We start from the raw sequence: 13,193 nt of genomic DNA on the forward strand, positions 1-13,193 counted from the left end.
CTACAGCCCCATTCTTTAATCGTTAAGTATAAGCCCTTGGCTAAAATGCCTTCGATTAAAGTGGTTCTTTCTCAATATCCCAAATATTATCGCCGAATCGCCGTAGCCACCATTTCAGCATATCATTATCAGCAACGGTAGCTTGGAAACGGTAGTGTTCTTCACTTTCTTCCAGCAGTTTTTGATCTTTGGAAAGCGGCGTTTCGGTTAAGTGAAAGCCTTCGCCTCGTTCAATGGAAAAGGAAAGGCGGATTTTCCCTTGGTTAGAAAAGCCCAGATTGCCTTCGTCTTGGTAGCGTTGCAGGTTAAAATCCACAGGGCGTTCAAAGCTGAAAGTGGAAATTTCGGCTTTTTGTAAACGGTGTAAGGCAAGCAGGCGGTTATCGTCAAATCCTTCAAAACGGCAAACAAGATAAATGCTCGCCCCTTGTTGCGAAATCGCCAGCGGCATAATGGTGGCAGTGCTTTTCTTGCCCCATTGGTTACGATAGTCAATGTGCAACAATTTATTTTGAAACAAGGCTTGGCTCACCGCTTCAAAAATGCCGTCTTTGATTTTGGCGGGGATCAACGGCAGGCTAGTGGGCGTAGCACACACCTTGCCAAGCCATTGATGCACGGGCTTTTCCTTACCGTTTGGATAAGTACCAGACACCATTCTGTCCGCTTGGTCAAAAAACGGTTGCATTGATGACATAATATTCGCCGGCAGCAAATATTTAAGCTGCTGCTCAGCAAGTTTGAGCAGCAGCGATTGTTGTTCGCTTAAAACCGGCAACGCAAGTCCGTTGCTGCGTTCTTTCCACGCATAGGTGTAGGGCTTAGACTCATAATTGCACTCAATGTCAAAACTCTCACACAAGGTCTTCAAAGTGCGTTGAATGGTGCGGATATCACGGGAAATGCCCGCATCTTCCAGCTGTTTTAACAAGGTTTTAGCATCCACACTTTTCGGCAATTTCGGCATACGGCTTAAAATTGCCATCTGCAAATTGGTGTTTTCGATTTCTTTTGGTCGGTTTGCCATACTGTTCTCCCTGTTTGTTTTTGGCGAGATTATAGCAAGATCCAGCGGTGGTTTTATCAGAATTTTTTGCAAATTATTTGTCTGTTAGCAACAAAAACTTGATACGAAATATCTGTTCTTTAAAATAATTCACGGTAAAGACTAGGCTCGCATCAGTAGAAACCTATAGTTCTAAACTACACATGACGAATACTGGGAATATCTATAATAAGGCTCTCGTCAAATACTATTTTTCTAAAAATAGCAGAAATAAAATTACCAACAAAATTTCTTATCAATATTTGATGCTTTACGCTTTTGTTTAAATTGCTCAAGATTTTTCAAATCACTGAAATAATTTTGGTATTTGGTAACCCATTCTGAAACTTCATCTTCTGCTTGTTTAATGGCTTTTTTACGATCACTATGCTTGCTTTTTAATTGTGGCAAAAGCAATGCTTCATAAGGATTGGATTTTGTCCATTCAAGAGCTTCATTTTGAATTTTTTGTTGTTTATCTAAATCGCAAGCAGCGTAAGGTAGAATAAACGAACCGACTAAGCTATTTAAATCAGTATATTCCGCCATATTCATTTTGGGTAAATCTAAAACATCATTCAGTATCATTAAGCGAAAGCGTGCAACGAAATACCAAAACACAGCCTCATCACGCAGCCCCATATCATAAGCTCGAGCAGCTAATACAGACATTGTCATTGGCGTTATCATTGCGGGCTCTTGACGTACGATTTGTGATGCTTTTTCGTAGTCGGATTTTTTATTAGTAAGTAACAGAGCATTAATTTTTTGATAAACCTTTACATAATCTGCTTTTCCGCCCTGAGCAGAATAAAAAGGACTATAAATATCTACACTAGTTACTTTTTCACTATTCGACCAAGCAGGACCAGCAAAAAGTGCGGTGCAAATTAAAAATATCTTGAATTTCATATTATCTCCCAGAGAAAGGTGATAGTTATTACAAATAATAGGCAAAAAATTACTGCTACATAATAGATACAATATAAACTAATACTTTGAAAATAAAATAGAATTTACTTAAAACATGAATTTTTTATTCAACTTGAGAATACTAAAAGAGCAACTAAAAAATTGAGAAAGTTGTGTGGATTAAGATTGGTTCCTATATATTCCCAACGATTATTGAAATACCTAAGCTTTAATCCAACTAAACCTTTATCCTAGCAATAATTTTGATTTTTTCGACGCAGATCGCAAAAATAAATTATACAAGCGGTCAGATTCTGCAAAAAATTTGCAAATGCTATAAGATGGCACTCGCCAAAGACGAGCACCATCGGGAGGACTGATTAAAAAGAATGATTTTTAAAAATATTTACTTCATTATTTTTAATAATAATATCCAAACGATCAAATTTTTCGTGGCTAAATATATTAGTACTATTGACAATAGTTCTTAACTGGTCTGATGTGGGGTCATTTTGTTTTAGCCAAGAGAAGTTTCATAATGACTTAATATTTTCTTGATTTAAATTACATATTTTTTCATTAAATATGAATTCATGATATTTATATTTCAGCATTCTTTGTAACCATATCTGTGCAAAACCAGAGTTGGGCATATTTATTAATTTATCGTATACCCTCTTGACCAATTCATCTTTTTTATCAATATCATTAATATTGTTTAATAGTTTACTAATAATAGAGCAACATAAAGGTATTGATTTAGGATTGTTAAAAGCTATATCTGTGGTAATGGCTGTGAGTTGAGGTATATTATTTTCTATAAAAATCCCTTCTTTCTCTAAAATTTCATCAAATTCTTTTAAGTTCTTTAATAAACTTCCTGAGTTTTGATATTCAATAGAATGAGAGCGTATTAGTAATAATAATTTTTGTTGATTTTTTGGTGATGTATTTATTCTTAACCAAGATGTTTTATCTTTCTTTATTGATTGAGTTATTATATCGTTAGATCCTTTAGTTTTCCCAGAATTCAATTTCATACCAAATTGAGCTAATATTTCAGATAAAATCCTAAGGATTTTTTCTCCATCAGAATGATTTTTTACAAAAATACGGTAATCATCTCTATATCTAAGTATTTTATATTTAATTATTGAATTTTTCTTTATTTCTATTGATAGTATAAGATCTATATATCCTAATACTATTTCAGCAATAAAGTCCATTAATACCGAACCTTGTGGAATTCCATTTGTTTGTCCATTTTGTGACCATTGGATTCTTGTGTCAATAATATTGCCTAATAATGATTTACCTGTTCTTTTATTTTTTGCTTTTTTCTTTCCATTTGTAGCCCAAGCAATAGAATGAGTATAAATAGAACCGTAGCAGTCAGATATATCAGTATCAAAAATATATTCATAGTCTAGTGATTGTAAAATAGATTCTTGCTCAATATTTTCCCACCAACTTAGAATTTGTTCAGCTTTGTCAGATTTATTTGAAGATGATACAACAGGAATGCTCATGCATTGAATTTTTTTATTCTTACTAAAAACTTTGAATCGTTTTTTTAAATAATTCCAATTTTTATTTTTTGTTATTTCATTAACTAAATCAATATATGATATGGGGTTGATAAGTTGTAAGGGTCTCCAGGATAGTCTCCCATCTTTATTGTTATATAAAGTATAGTTAATATTTGATGAGCTTATATTCTTTTCAGAAAAGTTTTTAATAGATGTTCTGCCTATTTCAGTAGATAATCTATCTAATAAATCTTGAAATGAAATATACTCAGGAAAACCTATATTACAATAGGTTTCTGATTTTAAGAAAAATTCTTTAGCTTTTATGTGATTTAAATTTAGTATTGTGTTGTGCATAAAAATATTTTCTATTTAAATATTATAAAAAGGCACTCGTCAAAGACGAGTGCCATCATTATTATTTTAGAGCAACACGAGCACTTCTAAACAACCGCATCCAAGCCCCGTCTTCTGTCCAATCTTCTGGATACCAAGAGTTGCTCACCGCTCTGAACACACGCTCTGGGTGTGGCATCATGGCGGCGACGCGTCCGTCTAGGTTGGTGATAATGGTAATCCCCTCTGCCGATCCGTTCGGGTTGGCAGGATACACTTCCGTTGGGTTGAGTTGGCTGTCGATGTATTGTCCTACCACCAAGTTTTGGGCTTTTAGGCCTGCCAGTTGCTCGGCGGATTTGAACTCCACTTGTCCTTCGCCGTGGCTAACCGCAATCGGCATATGGCTGCCTGCCATTCCGTTGAACCAAAGCGAGTGGGTGTCGTTGATTTTCACCATTGCAGCACGGGCTTCAAAGCGTTCAGATTTGTTGCGAACGAAACGCGGCCAGTTTTCGGTTCCCGGAATGATTTCCGCTAGGTTCGAGATCATTTGGCAACCGTTACACACACCTAACGCCAGCGTGTTCGGGTTAGCAAAGAATTGGCTGAATTGGTCACGCAATGCTGGGTTGAACAGGATGGATTTCGCCCAGCCGCCGCCAGCCCCTAACACATCGCCGTAAGAGAAGCCGCCGCACGCCACTAATGCATTGAAATGATTCACATTATGGCGACCTGCCATTAAGTCAGACATATGTACGTCAATCGCGTTGAAGCCAGCACTGTCAAACGCTGCCGCCATTTCGTAATGGCTGTTCACGCCTTGCTCACGCAAAATCGCAATGGTCGGTTTCACGCCTTTGTTGATGAATGGGGCGGCTATATCTTCATTCACATCGTAGGTTAAGAATGCCGATAAACCTTGGTTATTTGGGTCTTTTTTCGCCGCAAATTCTTGGTCGGCACATTCTGGGTTGTCACGCAAACGCTGCATTTGGTGAGTAAGTTCCGCCCAAATGCCACGCAATTCAGAGCGTTTTTCGCTTAATAATTTGCGTGAGCCTCGGCTGATTTCAAAACGGTCGTCCGCTGTTACCGCACCTAATTCTTTGGTAAGGTGGATTAAGTTGTGGGCTTTCAACACATCACGCACGGCATTGAGTTCGCTGTCTGCCACTTGGATCACCGCCCCCAATTCTTCGTTGAATAACACCGCTAAATCGTTGTCGCCAAGGGCTGAAATATCCACATCCACGCCGCAGTTGCCCGCAAACGCCATTTCTGCCAAAGTGGTGATTAAACCACCGTCTGAACGGTCGTGGTAAGCTAATAATTTACGCTCCGCCACCAAGGCTTGCATTGCGTTGAAGAAATCTTTTAACGCTTGAACATTCACCACATCGGCTGGTTTGTCACCTAATTGTTTATACACCTGTGCTAAGGCGGTTGCTCCCAAGCGGTTGTTACCTTCGCCTAAGTCAATTAAGAGTAAGCGGCTCGCCCCTTTGTCGGTGCGAAGTTGTGGCGTGACGGTTTTACGCACATCTTCCACACGAGCGAAGGCTGAAATCACCAGCGAAAGCGGAGCGGTCACGGTTTTCTTCTCGCCATTTTCTTCCCAAGTGGTTTTCATTGACATTGAGTCTTTGCCCACTGGAATGGTTAAGCCGAGTGCAGGGCAAAGCTCTTCGCCCACCGCTTTCACGGCTTCATATAAGCCTGCATCTTCGCCTGCGTGACCAGCCGCCGACATCCAGTTAGCCGAAAGTTTAATGCGTTTGATGTCGCCGATATCGGTCGCTGCAATGTTGGTAATGGATTCCGCCACTGCCAAGCGTGCCGATGCCCCGAAATCTAACAACGCCACAGGGGCTCTTTCGCCCATAGACATTGCTTCGCCGTGATAAGTGTCTAAACCAGCAGTCGTTACCGCCACATCAGACACAGGGATTTGCCACGGGCCAACCATTTGGTCACGGGCTACCATAGCCGTGACCGAGCGGTCGCCAATGGTGATTAAGAAGGTTTTTTCCGCCACCACCGGTAAGCGTAACACACGGTGTAAGGCATCTTTCAGATTGATGTCAGCGGTTGCAAGCGGTGCGTTTTCCACATTTTTTTGCGAAACATTACGGGTCATTTTTGGCGTTTTACCGAGTAACACATTCATCGGCAAATCAATCGGATCGTTGCCGAAATGCGCATCGTGCAAGGTGAGGTGTTTTTCTTCGGTCGCCTCGCCAATGACCGCAAATGGCGCACGCTCACGCTCACAAAGTGCGGTGAATAATTCCAATTTTTCAGGGGCAACCGCTAACACATAACGCTCTTGCGATTCGTTACACCAAATTTCCAACGGCGACATTCCTTTTTCATCGCAAAGGATGTGGCGTAAATCAAATTTACCGCCTCGTTCGCCATCGTGTACCAATTCAGGCATTGCGTTAGACAAACCGCCCGCACCCACATCGTGAATGAATAAAATCGGGTTCTCATCGCCCAACTGCCAGCAGCGGTCGATTACTTCTTGGCAGCGGCGTTCCATTTCTGGGTTTTCACGCTGAACGGAAGCGAAGTCTAAATCTTCTTTGGATTTACCGCTGTCCATTGACGAAGCCGCACCGCCACCCAAGCCGATATTCATCGCTGGGCCGCCAAGCACGATCAATTTTGCCCCCACAGGGATTTCGCCTTTTTGCACGTGTTCGGCACGAATATTACCGATACCGCCAGCCAGCATAATCGGTTTGTGGTAGCCACGCACTTCTTCGCCGGCAAAGCTATTTACTTTTTCTTCGTAAGTACGGAAATAACCCAACAACGCTGGGCGACCAAATTCGTTGTTAAACGCCGCACCGCCCAATGGGCCTTCAATCATAATATCCAATGCCGAAGCAATACGGCTTGGCTTAGAAAGCGGATTTTCCCAAGGCTGTTCAAAGTTTGGAATCACTAAGTTAGACACGGAAAAGCCTGTCAAACCGGCTTTTGGTTTTGCCCCACGCCCTGTTGCCCCTTCGTCACGGATTTCTCCGCCCGAACCTGTCGCCGCCCCTGGGAATGGCGAAATAGCGGTTGGGTGGTTGTGGGTTTCCACTTTCATTAAAATGTGAGCGTCTTCTTGGTGGTAGCGGTATTGACCGTCTTGATCAGGGAAGAAACGCCCGATTTTTGAGCCTTCCATTACCGCTGCGTTGTCTTTGTAGGCAGACAGCACATAGTCAGGGGTTTTCTCAAAGGTATTTTTGATCATTTTGAACAGCGATTTTTCCTGTTTTTCGCCGTCAATAATCCAGTCTGCATTGAAAATTTTGTGGCGACAGTGTTCTGAGTTCGCCTGTGCAAACATATACAGCTCAATGTCGTTCGGGTTACGCCCTAATTTGGTAAAATTTTCCACCAAATAATCGATTTCATCGTCTGCCAACGCCAAACCTAAGTTGATGTTTGCCTCTTCTAAGGCTTTGCGACCACCGCTTAAAATATCCACGGTCGTGAAAGGTTTTGGTTCTTGTTGGGCGAATAAAGCTACCGCCTCGCTTTCATTGCGGATCACGGTTTCCATCATACGGTCGTGTAACAACGCCGAAAGTGCGGTCTGTTCTTCAGCGGTTAATGCACGCTCAAAATCAAAATAGTACGCCAAACCACGCTCCACACGAGCCACTTGAGCCAAACCGCAGTTGTGAGCAATGTCGGTAGCTTTTGACGACCAAGAGGAAATGGTGCCGAAACGGGGGATCACGATAAAGGTTTCGCCCACAGGTTCGTGTTCAGCTAGGGTTGGTCCGTAGTGTAAAAGTTGGCTAAGTTTGTCTTCTTGCTCCGCAGAAAGTGGAGCGGTTAAATCGGCAAAATGCACATATTCCGCATACACGGATTTCACAGGTAAATTCGCATTAGCAAATTTTTGTTGAAGTTGGTTTAAACGAAATTCAGAAAGGGCTGGCGAGCCACGAAAGCGCTTGAACATAGGGAGCATACCTTAATTAGTTAACTAAAAATTTTCTCTATTATAAATGAAATCCATCCAAAACGAAAACGTTTGCATTGCTTTTGATTGAAGGCGGATTTTATGTACAATGAGAAAAATCAAACAATTAACTTCAATTGATAATCTGAAAAATTTTCAAAATTTTTACCGCAGTTTTGCAATAAAACCTATCTCGAAATGTACATCAATCATCACAAATTTGAGTATTCTGTGCCGAACAGTTACAATGCCTCCAATTTATAATCAATTTCTAGAGAACAATATTTGAAAGGCTTATTTTTACGTATCGTTGCTGCACTAGCGCTATTATTATGGGCTATTGATATGGTCTTCCCTTGGCAACAAATGATGCGTTCAGAAGAAAATCGTTATACAGCTATCCAACAACGGGGCAAACTTATTGTTGGAACCGTCAATAATCCTGTGTCTTATTTCATTGGCACCGAAGGACAGGCTGGGCTTGAATACGATTTAAGCAAAGCATTTGCCGATTATCTTGGCGTAAAGCTCGAAATGAAAACAATGAATAATAGTGAACAACTCTTCAATGCTCTGGAAAACAATAAAATTGATATTGCTGCAGCGAATCTGCTCTTCCAACCTAAAAAAGCAGAAGCTTTTCAAATTGGTCCAGCTTATTACTCCGCATCTTGGCAGTTGGTCTATCGAAAAGGCGAAACTCGTCCACAATCTTTAAACCAAGTTAAAGATAAATTAATTATTGCTAGTGGAACAGAACTGCCACAACTATTAATAGAAGGGCAAAGTAAATATCCAAATCTACAATGGCAATTAGATGATAACCTGACTCAAGAAGAATTATTATTACAAGTGGCAGAGGGTAAAATTAATTATACTATCGCTAATTCTATTGATGTTTCTGCTGTACAACAAATTAAGCCGAACATTGCAGTAGCCTTCGATGTGACAGATGAAGCGACTGTACATTGGTATTTACCTAATAATTCTTACAATGAATTACAAGCTGCCTTATTAGACTTTATGAATAATTCTATTGAGGGTGGATTAACTGCACGTATTGAAGAAAAATACTTTAATCATTTCAGTCAGTTTGATTATGTAGATATGAGAGATTATATTAAGTCTATTACTACTGTATTGCCTAAATATGCTGCCCTTTTTGAAAAATATAAAGGAGAACTCGATTGGCGATTACTCGCAGCTGTAGCTTATCAAGAATCTCACTGGAATGAAAATGCCACGTCAACCACTGGCGTTCGTGGTATGATGATGCTCACAAAAGCTACCGCAGATCGAATGAAAATTAATGATCGTACCAATGCAGAACAAAGCATTAAAGCAGGTTCAGAATATTTACATTGGTTAATTGGTCAAGTGCCTGATAGTATTCCTCGTGAAGATCGAATTTGGTTTGCTTTAGTGGGCTATAATATGGGGCTAGGACATATGTTAGATGCTCGCAGGCTTACTAAAAACTTAGGCGGGGATCCTGATAATTGGCTTGACGTAAAAAAGAATTTACCATTATTAGCTGAAAAACGTTATTACAGCAATTTAAAATATGGTTACGCCCGAGGTTATGAAGCTTTTCAATATGTGGAGAATATTCGTCGCTACATGAACAGCATCATTAATTATTATCGAGTGCAAGGAAATGCTGATAATAAAGAAAACGAACAAAAAACACTTTCTCCGAATATTGAGATAAATGATTCCAACTCTTCAGAGAAAATACAAAGTGAACCTGTTTCAGAAAAAACGCCCGCAACATCATCTGAAACTCAAGACAAATAGGAGTAATAAATATGTTAATTAGAAGACGTAAACCTTCTTTAAAAAAAACCACCAGTTTATCATTACATTTATCTCATCGACGTAACTCTCGGATTAAACGGTTAAAACATCGCAAGGCAAAAATTGCACAACGTCATGAATATAATTTTGTGGTATGCCATGAATGTTAATCGAAAAAAAATACCGCACAAGAAGCAACTAAAGTGCGGTATTTTTTAGAAAAATTTTATGCCAATGCCAATTTAAATCACTGATGATAAGAGTTTAATTGCATAATCTGATGTCACATTTTTTAGATTTTGCACCGCACTTTGCTCCACTATTTGTCCTTGCTTGAAGAAAAGCACTTGCTCACATAAATAACACAATACTTGAATGTTATGTGTAATAAAAAAATAACTCAGATTAAAATCTTGCTTAAGACGAATCAGTAAATCTAAAATTTGAACCTGAGTCACCAAATCTAAGGAACTCACGGGTTCATCCAAAACGATTAATGAAGGATGAGTTATTAATGCTCGACAAATACAAACACGCTGAGCCTGACCACCAGATAACTGATAAACATAATGAGACATTAAATCAGCAGATAAATTTACTTTATCCAAATATTCTACCACCCGCTGTTGTAATTGCGACAAGGTATAATTTCCTTGAATTCTTAAAGGTTCGCTAATCGCTTGAAATACAGTCATTGTTGGATTAATTGAAGACTGATAATCTTGAAAAACAAGACTAATACTATTTAGTCGATTGCTTGATTTGAAAATAGATTGCCCATTTAACCATATACTGCCGCAATCAGGCTTTTCAATACCACAAATTAAACGAGCTAATGTACTCTTGCCTGAACCACTCTCCCCCACTAAACCTAGGCTTTGCCCCTTATTTAAATGAAAAGAAACATCATTTAAAACTTGCTGGTTAGCAGATTTTAATAAGCAAAAAGAAGAGGAATAACTTTTTGAAATATGTTCTACAGACAATAATGGAGAGCTACACATAACTTTCTCCCTTCATAGAATGCAACGCACGATTAAGTTTTTCCCGCATGGAAAGTAAATACTGGGTATAACTATGTTGAGGTTGGTTAAACAGTTGTCGAGCTGCCTGTAGTTCTACTAATCGCCCTGTTTTTAACACAGCAATCTGATCTGCCAATTCTTTGACTAAGCCTAAATCATGGGTAATAAAAATAAGTGAACAACCTTTTTGTTCAACTAATTGTTTAAATAAAGGCAAAATTTCAAATTGTGTTATGGCATCTAAAGCTGTTGTTGGCTCATCAGCGATGATCAATTCTGTATCCATAGCTAATGTCAACGCTAACATGACTCGTTGTAACTGACCACCACTCAATTGATTAGGATAACGTTTTAAGATATCAGGAGATAGTTTTACTTGCTCGCAAGCCAAAGCTAATTGTTGCAGATAATCTCGCTTAGAAAGTGCGGTATGTTTTGCAAAAATTTTTCTTAATGCGAGGCTCTCAATACATTGTTTTTCTAAGCTCATTAAAGGATCAAAGGCACTCATTGCATTTTGTACAATCAAACTCATCCCTACTGGCTTCCTCAGGCTAGAAGAAGAAATTTGCTGATTTTTAAAATAAATTTGTCCTTGAGCTTGTAAATTTTTAGGCAGTAAACCCATCATCGCTTTTGCCAACAAACTCTTACCACTACCGCTTTCTCCAACTATTGCTAAGGTTTGTTTAGGTTGAAGAGATAAATTCAAATTATCGATCAAGGGAAAAGTTGAATCTGGTGCCTTAATAGATAACTGATGAATAGTTAATAGATCAGAGTTCATCAGTTTTCACCTTAGTAAAATTAATTCGATTATCAGGATCAAATACGTCGCGTAAAAAATCGCCTAAACCGTTAAATGCCACCACAACCAATACAATAGCTATACCTGCTGGTAACATTTGTTCGGGGTGTAAAATCATAATATTTTTTGCATCACTTAGCATACTTCCCCATTCAGGCTCGGGCGCTTGAACGCCTAATCCCAAAAAAGAAAGTGCAGAGATCAATAAAATCACAGATCCAATATCCGCAGAACCTAAAATCATAATTTCTGCGGCGGTGACGGGCAATAAATGACGATAGATAATTTGATAAGAAGATTCGCCGATAGTTTGCGCATAACGAATATAATTTTTATGCATATATTGTATGACAGTACCTCGAATCATACGAGCATACCAAGCCCATTTGACTAATACTACCGCTAATAAGATATGTTCAATTCCAGCCCCTAAAATGCCCACTAAAGCTAATATCATGACTTCACTAGGAAAAGAAAGCATTACATCACATAAACGCATGAGTATTTCGTCAACTTTTTTACCAAATACCCCAGCTATCATACCAATTACAATGCCAATTAATAAGGTAATAAACATTGCCCATAGTGCATAAAATACTGTAACTCGAATACCAAAAAGAATACGTGCAAAAATATCTCGTCCAAGATGATCCGTACCAAACCAATGTACCTCACTCATTGGTAAATATTTTTGGCGAATATCCGCAACAGTAGGATCAAATTGAGTTAACCAAGGAGCAAAAATCCCCAACAAGAAAACTGCTACCACCACAACTAAGCAAAACTGTGCAAAATAATTATAGCGTAATCTTGATAAAAATAAGGCTAACATTACTTACCTCGTCTTAATCTTGGATCAAGATGATGTTGCAATAAGTCAATCATAAAATTAAAGCACAGGAAAAGCACTGCCATGAGTAAAATATAAGCCTGAATCATTGGATAATCTCGTCCAAAGATCGCTTGAATACATAAACGTCCGATACCGGGCAATGCAAAAATATTTTCAATAACAACCGAACCCGCAATCAATTTTGGAATTCCCATACCTAATGCCACTAAAATACTATGTAGCGAGTTTCTTAACACATGCTTAAATAAGATTTGAGAGGATGATAAACCACGAGCTCTTGCATAAAATACATAGGGTTGCTCTAATTGGTTCAACATGGTACCGCGAATTAGTCTTAAATATGTGCCGATATAACCTAGAGATAAGCTTAAAGCGGGCAAGATAATCCCTGAAGCTTGAGATAAGCCATTAGAAGGGAAACAATTAAAATGAACTGCAAATCCCCAAATTAATAATAATGCGAGCCAATAATTAGGTATTGCAGTAAAAATAAATAAGACAGCTCGAATACTTTGATCCCATTTACTATTTGGGTAAATCACACAAATTAATGCTCCACCGAAAGACACCACTAAAATAATAATTAATGCGCTAAAAGCTAAATATAAGGTTATAGGTAATGCATGTAATATTTCAGAAAGTACAGGCTGATTATTCAAAAAAGAACGCCCTAAATCTAAATGGATAATATGCCACAACCAATTTAGATAGCGTTGTAAGAAAGGCAAATCTAATCCTAACTGATGACGCATATCCGCGATCACGTCATCAGTTATGGTAACCGCATTGATCCGCAAAGCTATTTCTGCTGGATCTGATGGTGCAAGGTTTAATAACACAAATGCGACAAATGAAATAAGTAGCATAAGTGGAAACATCATCAGTAAGCGACGAATAAAATAGCTTTGCATT

10 protein-coding genes are annotated in these 13,193 nt (G+C 38.9%); 2 read left to right on the plus strand and 8 right to left on the minus strand.

Features of this window, described 5'->3' with window-relative positions; all coding sequences use genetic code 11:
- Positions 1 to 55: 55 nt before the first annotated feature.
- The 4 genes from BN1226_RS06175 to purL all read right to left on the minus strand — a co-directional run bounded on the left by BN1226_RS06175 (position 56) and on the right by purL (position 7,798).
- Positions 56 to 1,027, minus strand: coding sequence for a helix-turn-helix transcriptional regulator (locus BN1226_RS06175; RefSeq protein WP_044470431.1), 972 nt, complete (start codon positions 1,025 to 1,027; stop codon positions 56 to 58).
- Between the two features lie 255 nt (positions 1,028 to 1,282).
- The gene (locus tag BN1226_RS06180) at positions 1,283 to 1,957 is read right to left on the minus strand and encodes a hypothetical protein (protein WP_044470432.1); all 675 of its coding nucleotides are present in this window, start codon (positions 1,955 to 1,957) and stop codon (positions 1,283 to 1,285) included.
- Positions 1,958 to 2,490: 533 nt separating this feature from the next.
- Positions 2,491 to 3,843 carry an RNA-directed DNA polymerase gene (locus BN1226_RS06185; RefSeq protein WP_239384672.1) on the minus strand — a complete coding sequence of 451 codons (1,353 nt, stop codon included), beginning with the start codon at positions 3,841 to 3,843 and terminating at the stop codon, positions 2,491 to 2,493.
- Between the two features lie 61 nt (positions 3,844 to 3,904).
- A complete protein-coding gene (gene purL / locus BN1226_RS06190) occupies positions 3,905 to 7,798 on the minus strand; it encodes a phosphoribosylformylglycinamidine synthase (protein ID WP_044470433.1) in 3,894 nt (1,297 codons plus the stop codon).
- A 285-nt stretch (positions 7,799 to 8,083) separates the two neighbouring features.
- Here purL and mltF point away from each other — a divergent pair, with 285 nt between their 5' ends.
- Both mltF and BN1226_RS10770 read left to right on the plus strand, forming a co-directional pair.
- Positions 8,084 to 9,595, plus strand: a complete 1,512-nt coding sequence (mltF, locus tag BN1226_RS06195) for a membrane-bound lytic murein transglycosylase MltF (protein ID WP_044470434.1) — start codon at positions 8,084 to 8,086, stop codon at positions 9,593 to 9,595.
- A gap of 11 nt (positions 9,596 to 9,606) precedes the next feature.
- Positions 9,607 to 9,765 (plus strand): hypothetical protein, encoded by a 159-nt coding sequence (locus BN1226_RS10770; protein ID WP_155811587.1) that lies wholly within the window; start codon positions 9,607 to 9,609, stop codon positions 9,763 to 9,765.
- Positions 9,766 to 9,837: 72 nt separating this feature from the next.
- Here the strand turns inward: BN1226_RS10770 and BN1226_RS06200 are convergent, their stop codons facing one another.
- Genes BN1226_RS06200 through opp1B form a run of 4 tightly spaced genes read right to left on the minus strand, consistent with a single transcriptional unit; the run spans position 9,838 to position 13,192 of the window.
- Positions 9,838 to 10,599, minus strand: coding sequence for an ABC transporter ATP-binding protein (locus BN1226_RS06200; RefSeq protein ID WP_052506685.1), 762 nt, complete (start codon positions 10,597 to 10,599; stop codon positions 9,838 to 9,840).
- A complete protein-coding gene (locus BN1226_RS06205; RefSeq protein WP_044470435.1) occupies positions 10,592 to 11,407 on the minus strand; it encodes an ATP-binding cassette domain-containing protein in 816 nt (271 codons plus the stop codon). Before BN1226_RS06205 ends, BN1226_RS06200 begins: the two co-directional genes overlap by 8 nt.
- Complete coding sequence (gene opp1C, locus BN1226_RS06210) at positions 11,397 to 12,260, minus strand: nickel/cobalt ABC transporter permease (protein WP_044470436.1); 864 nt, start codon at positions 12,258 to 12,260, stop codon at positions 11,397 to 11,399. Before opp1C ends, BN1226_RS06205 begins: the two co-directional genes overlap by 11 nt.
- Positions 12,260 to 13,192 carry a nickel/cobalt ABC transporter permease gene (gene opp1B / locus BN1226_RS06215; RefSeq protein ID WP_044470437.1) on the minus strand — a complete coding sequence of 311 codons (933 nt, stop codon included), beginning with the start codon at positions 13,190 to 13,192 and terminating at the stop codon, positions 12,260 to 12,262. The genes opp1C and opp1B overlap by 1 nt, the downstream gene beginning before the upstream one ends.
- Between the last annotated feature and the right edge of the window lies 1 nt (position 13,193).

It is taken from the genome of Mannheimia massilioguelmaensis (genome assembly GCF_000940515.1).
Taxonomy (GTDB): Bacteria; Pseudomonadota; Gammaproteobacteria; order Enterobacterales; family Pasteurellaceae; genus Basfia; species Basfia bettyae.

Coding starts and splice junctions, on each gene's coding strand:
- BN1226_RS06200 (WP_052506685.1), bottom strand. CDS start 10,599: ATGTGTAGCTCTCCATTATTGTCTGTAGAACATATTTCAAAAAGTTAT.
- purL (WP_044470433.1), bottom strand. CDS start 7,798: ATGTTCAAGCGCTTTCGTGGCTCGCCAGCCCTTTCTGAATTTCGTTTA.
- BN1226_RS06175 (WP_044470431.1), bottom strand. CDS start 1,027: ATGGCAAACCGACCAAAAGAAATCGAAAACACCAATTTGCAGATGGCA.
- opp1B (WP_044470437.1), bottom strand. CDS start 13,192: ATGCAAAGCTATTTTATTCGTCGCTTACTGATGATGTTTCCACTTATG.
- BN1226_RS10770 (WP_155811587.1), top strand. CDS start 9,607: ATGTTAATTAGAAGACGTAAACCTTCTTTAAAAAAAACCACCAGTTTA.
- opp1C (WP_044470436.1), bottom strand. CDS start 12,260: ATGTTAGCCTTATTTTTATCAAGATTACGCTATAATTATTTTGCACAG.
- BN1226_RS06205 (WP_044470435.1), bottom strand. CDS start 11,407: ATGAACTCTGATCTATTAACTATTCATCAGTTATCTATTAAGGCACCA.
- BN1226_RS06180 (WP_044470432.1), bottom strand. CDS start 1,957: ATGAAATTCAAGATATTTTTAATTTGCACCGCACTTTTTGCTGGTCCT.
- BN1226_RS06185 (WP_239384672.1), bottom strand. CDS start 3,843: ATGCACAACACAATACTAAATTTAAATCACATAAAAGCTAAAGAATTT.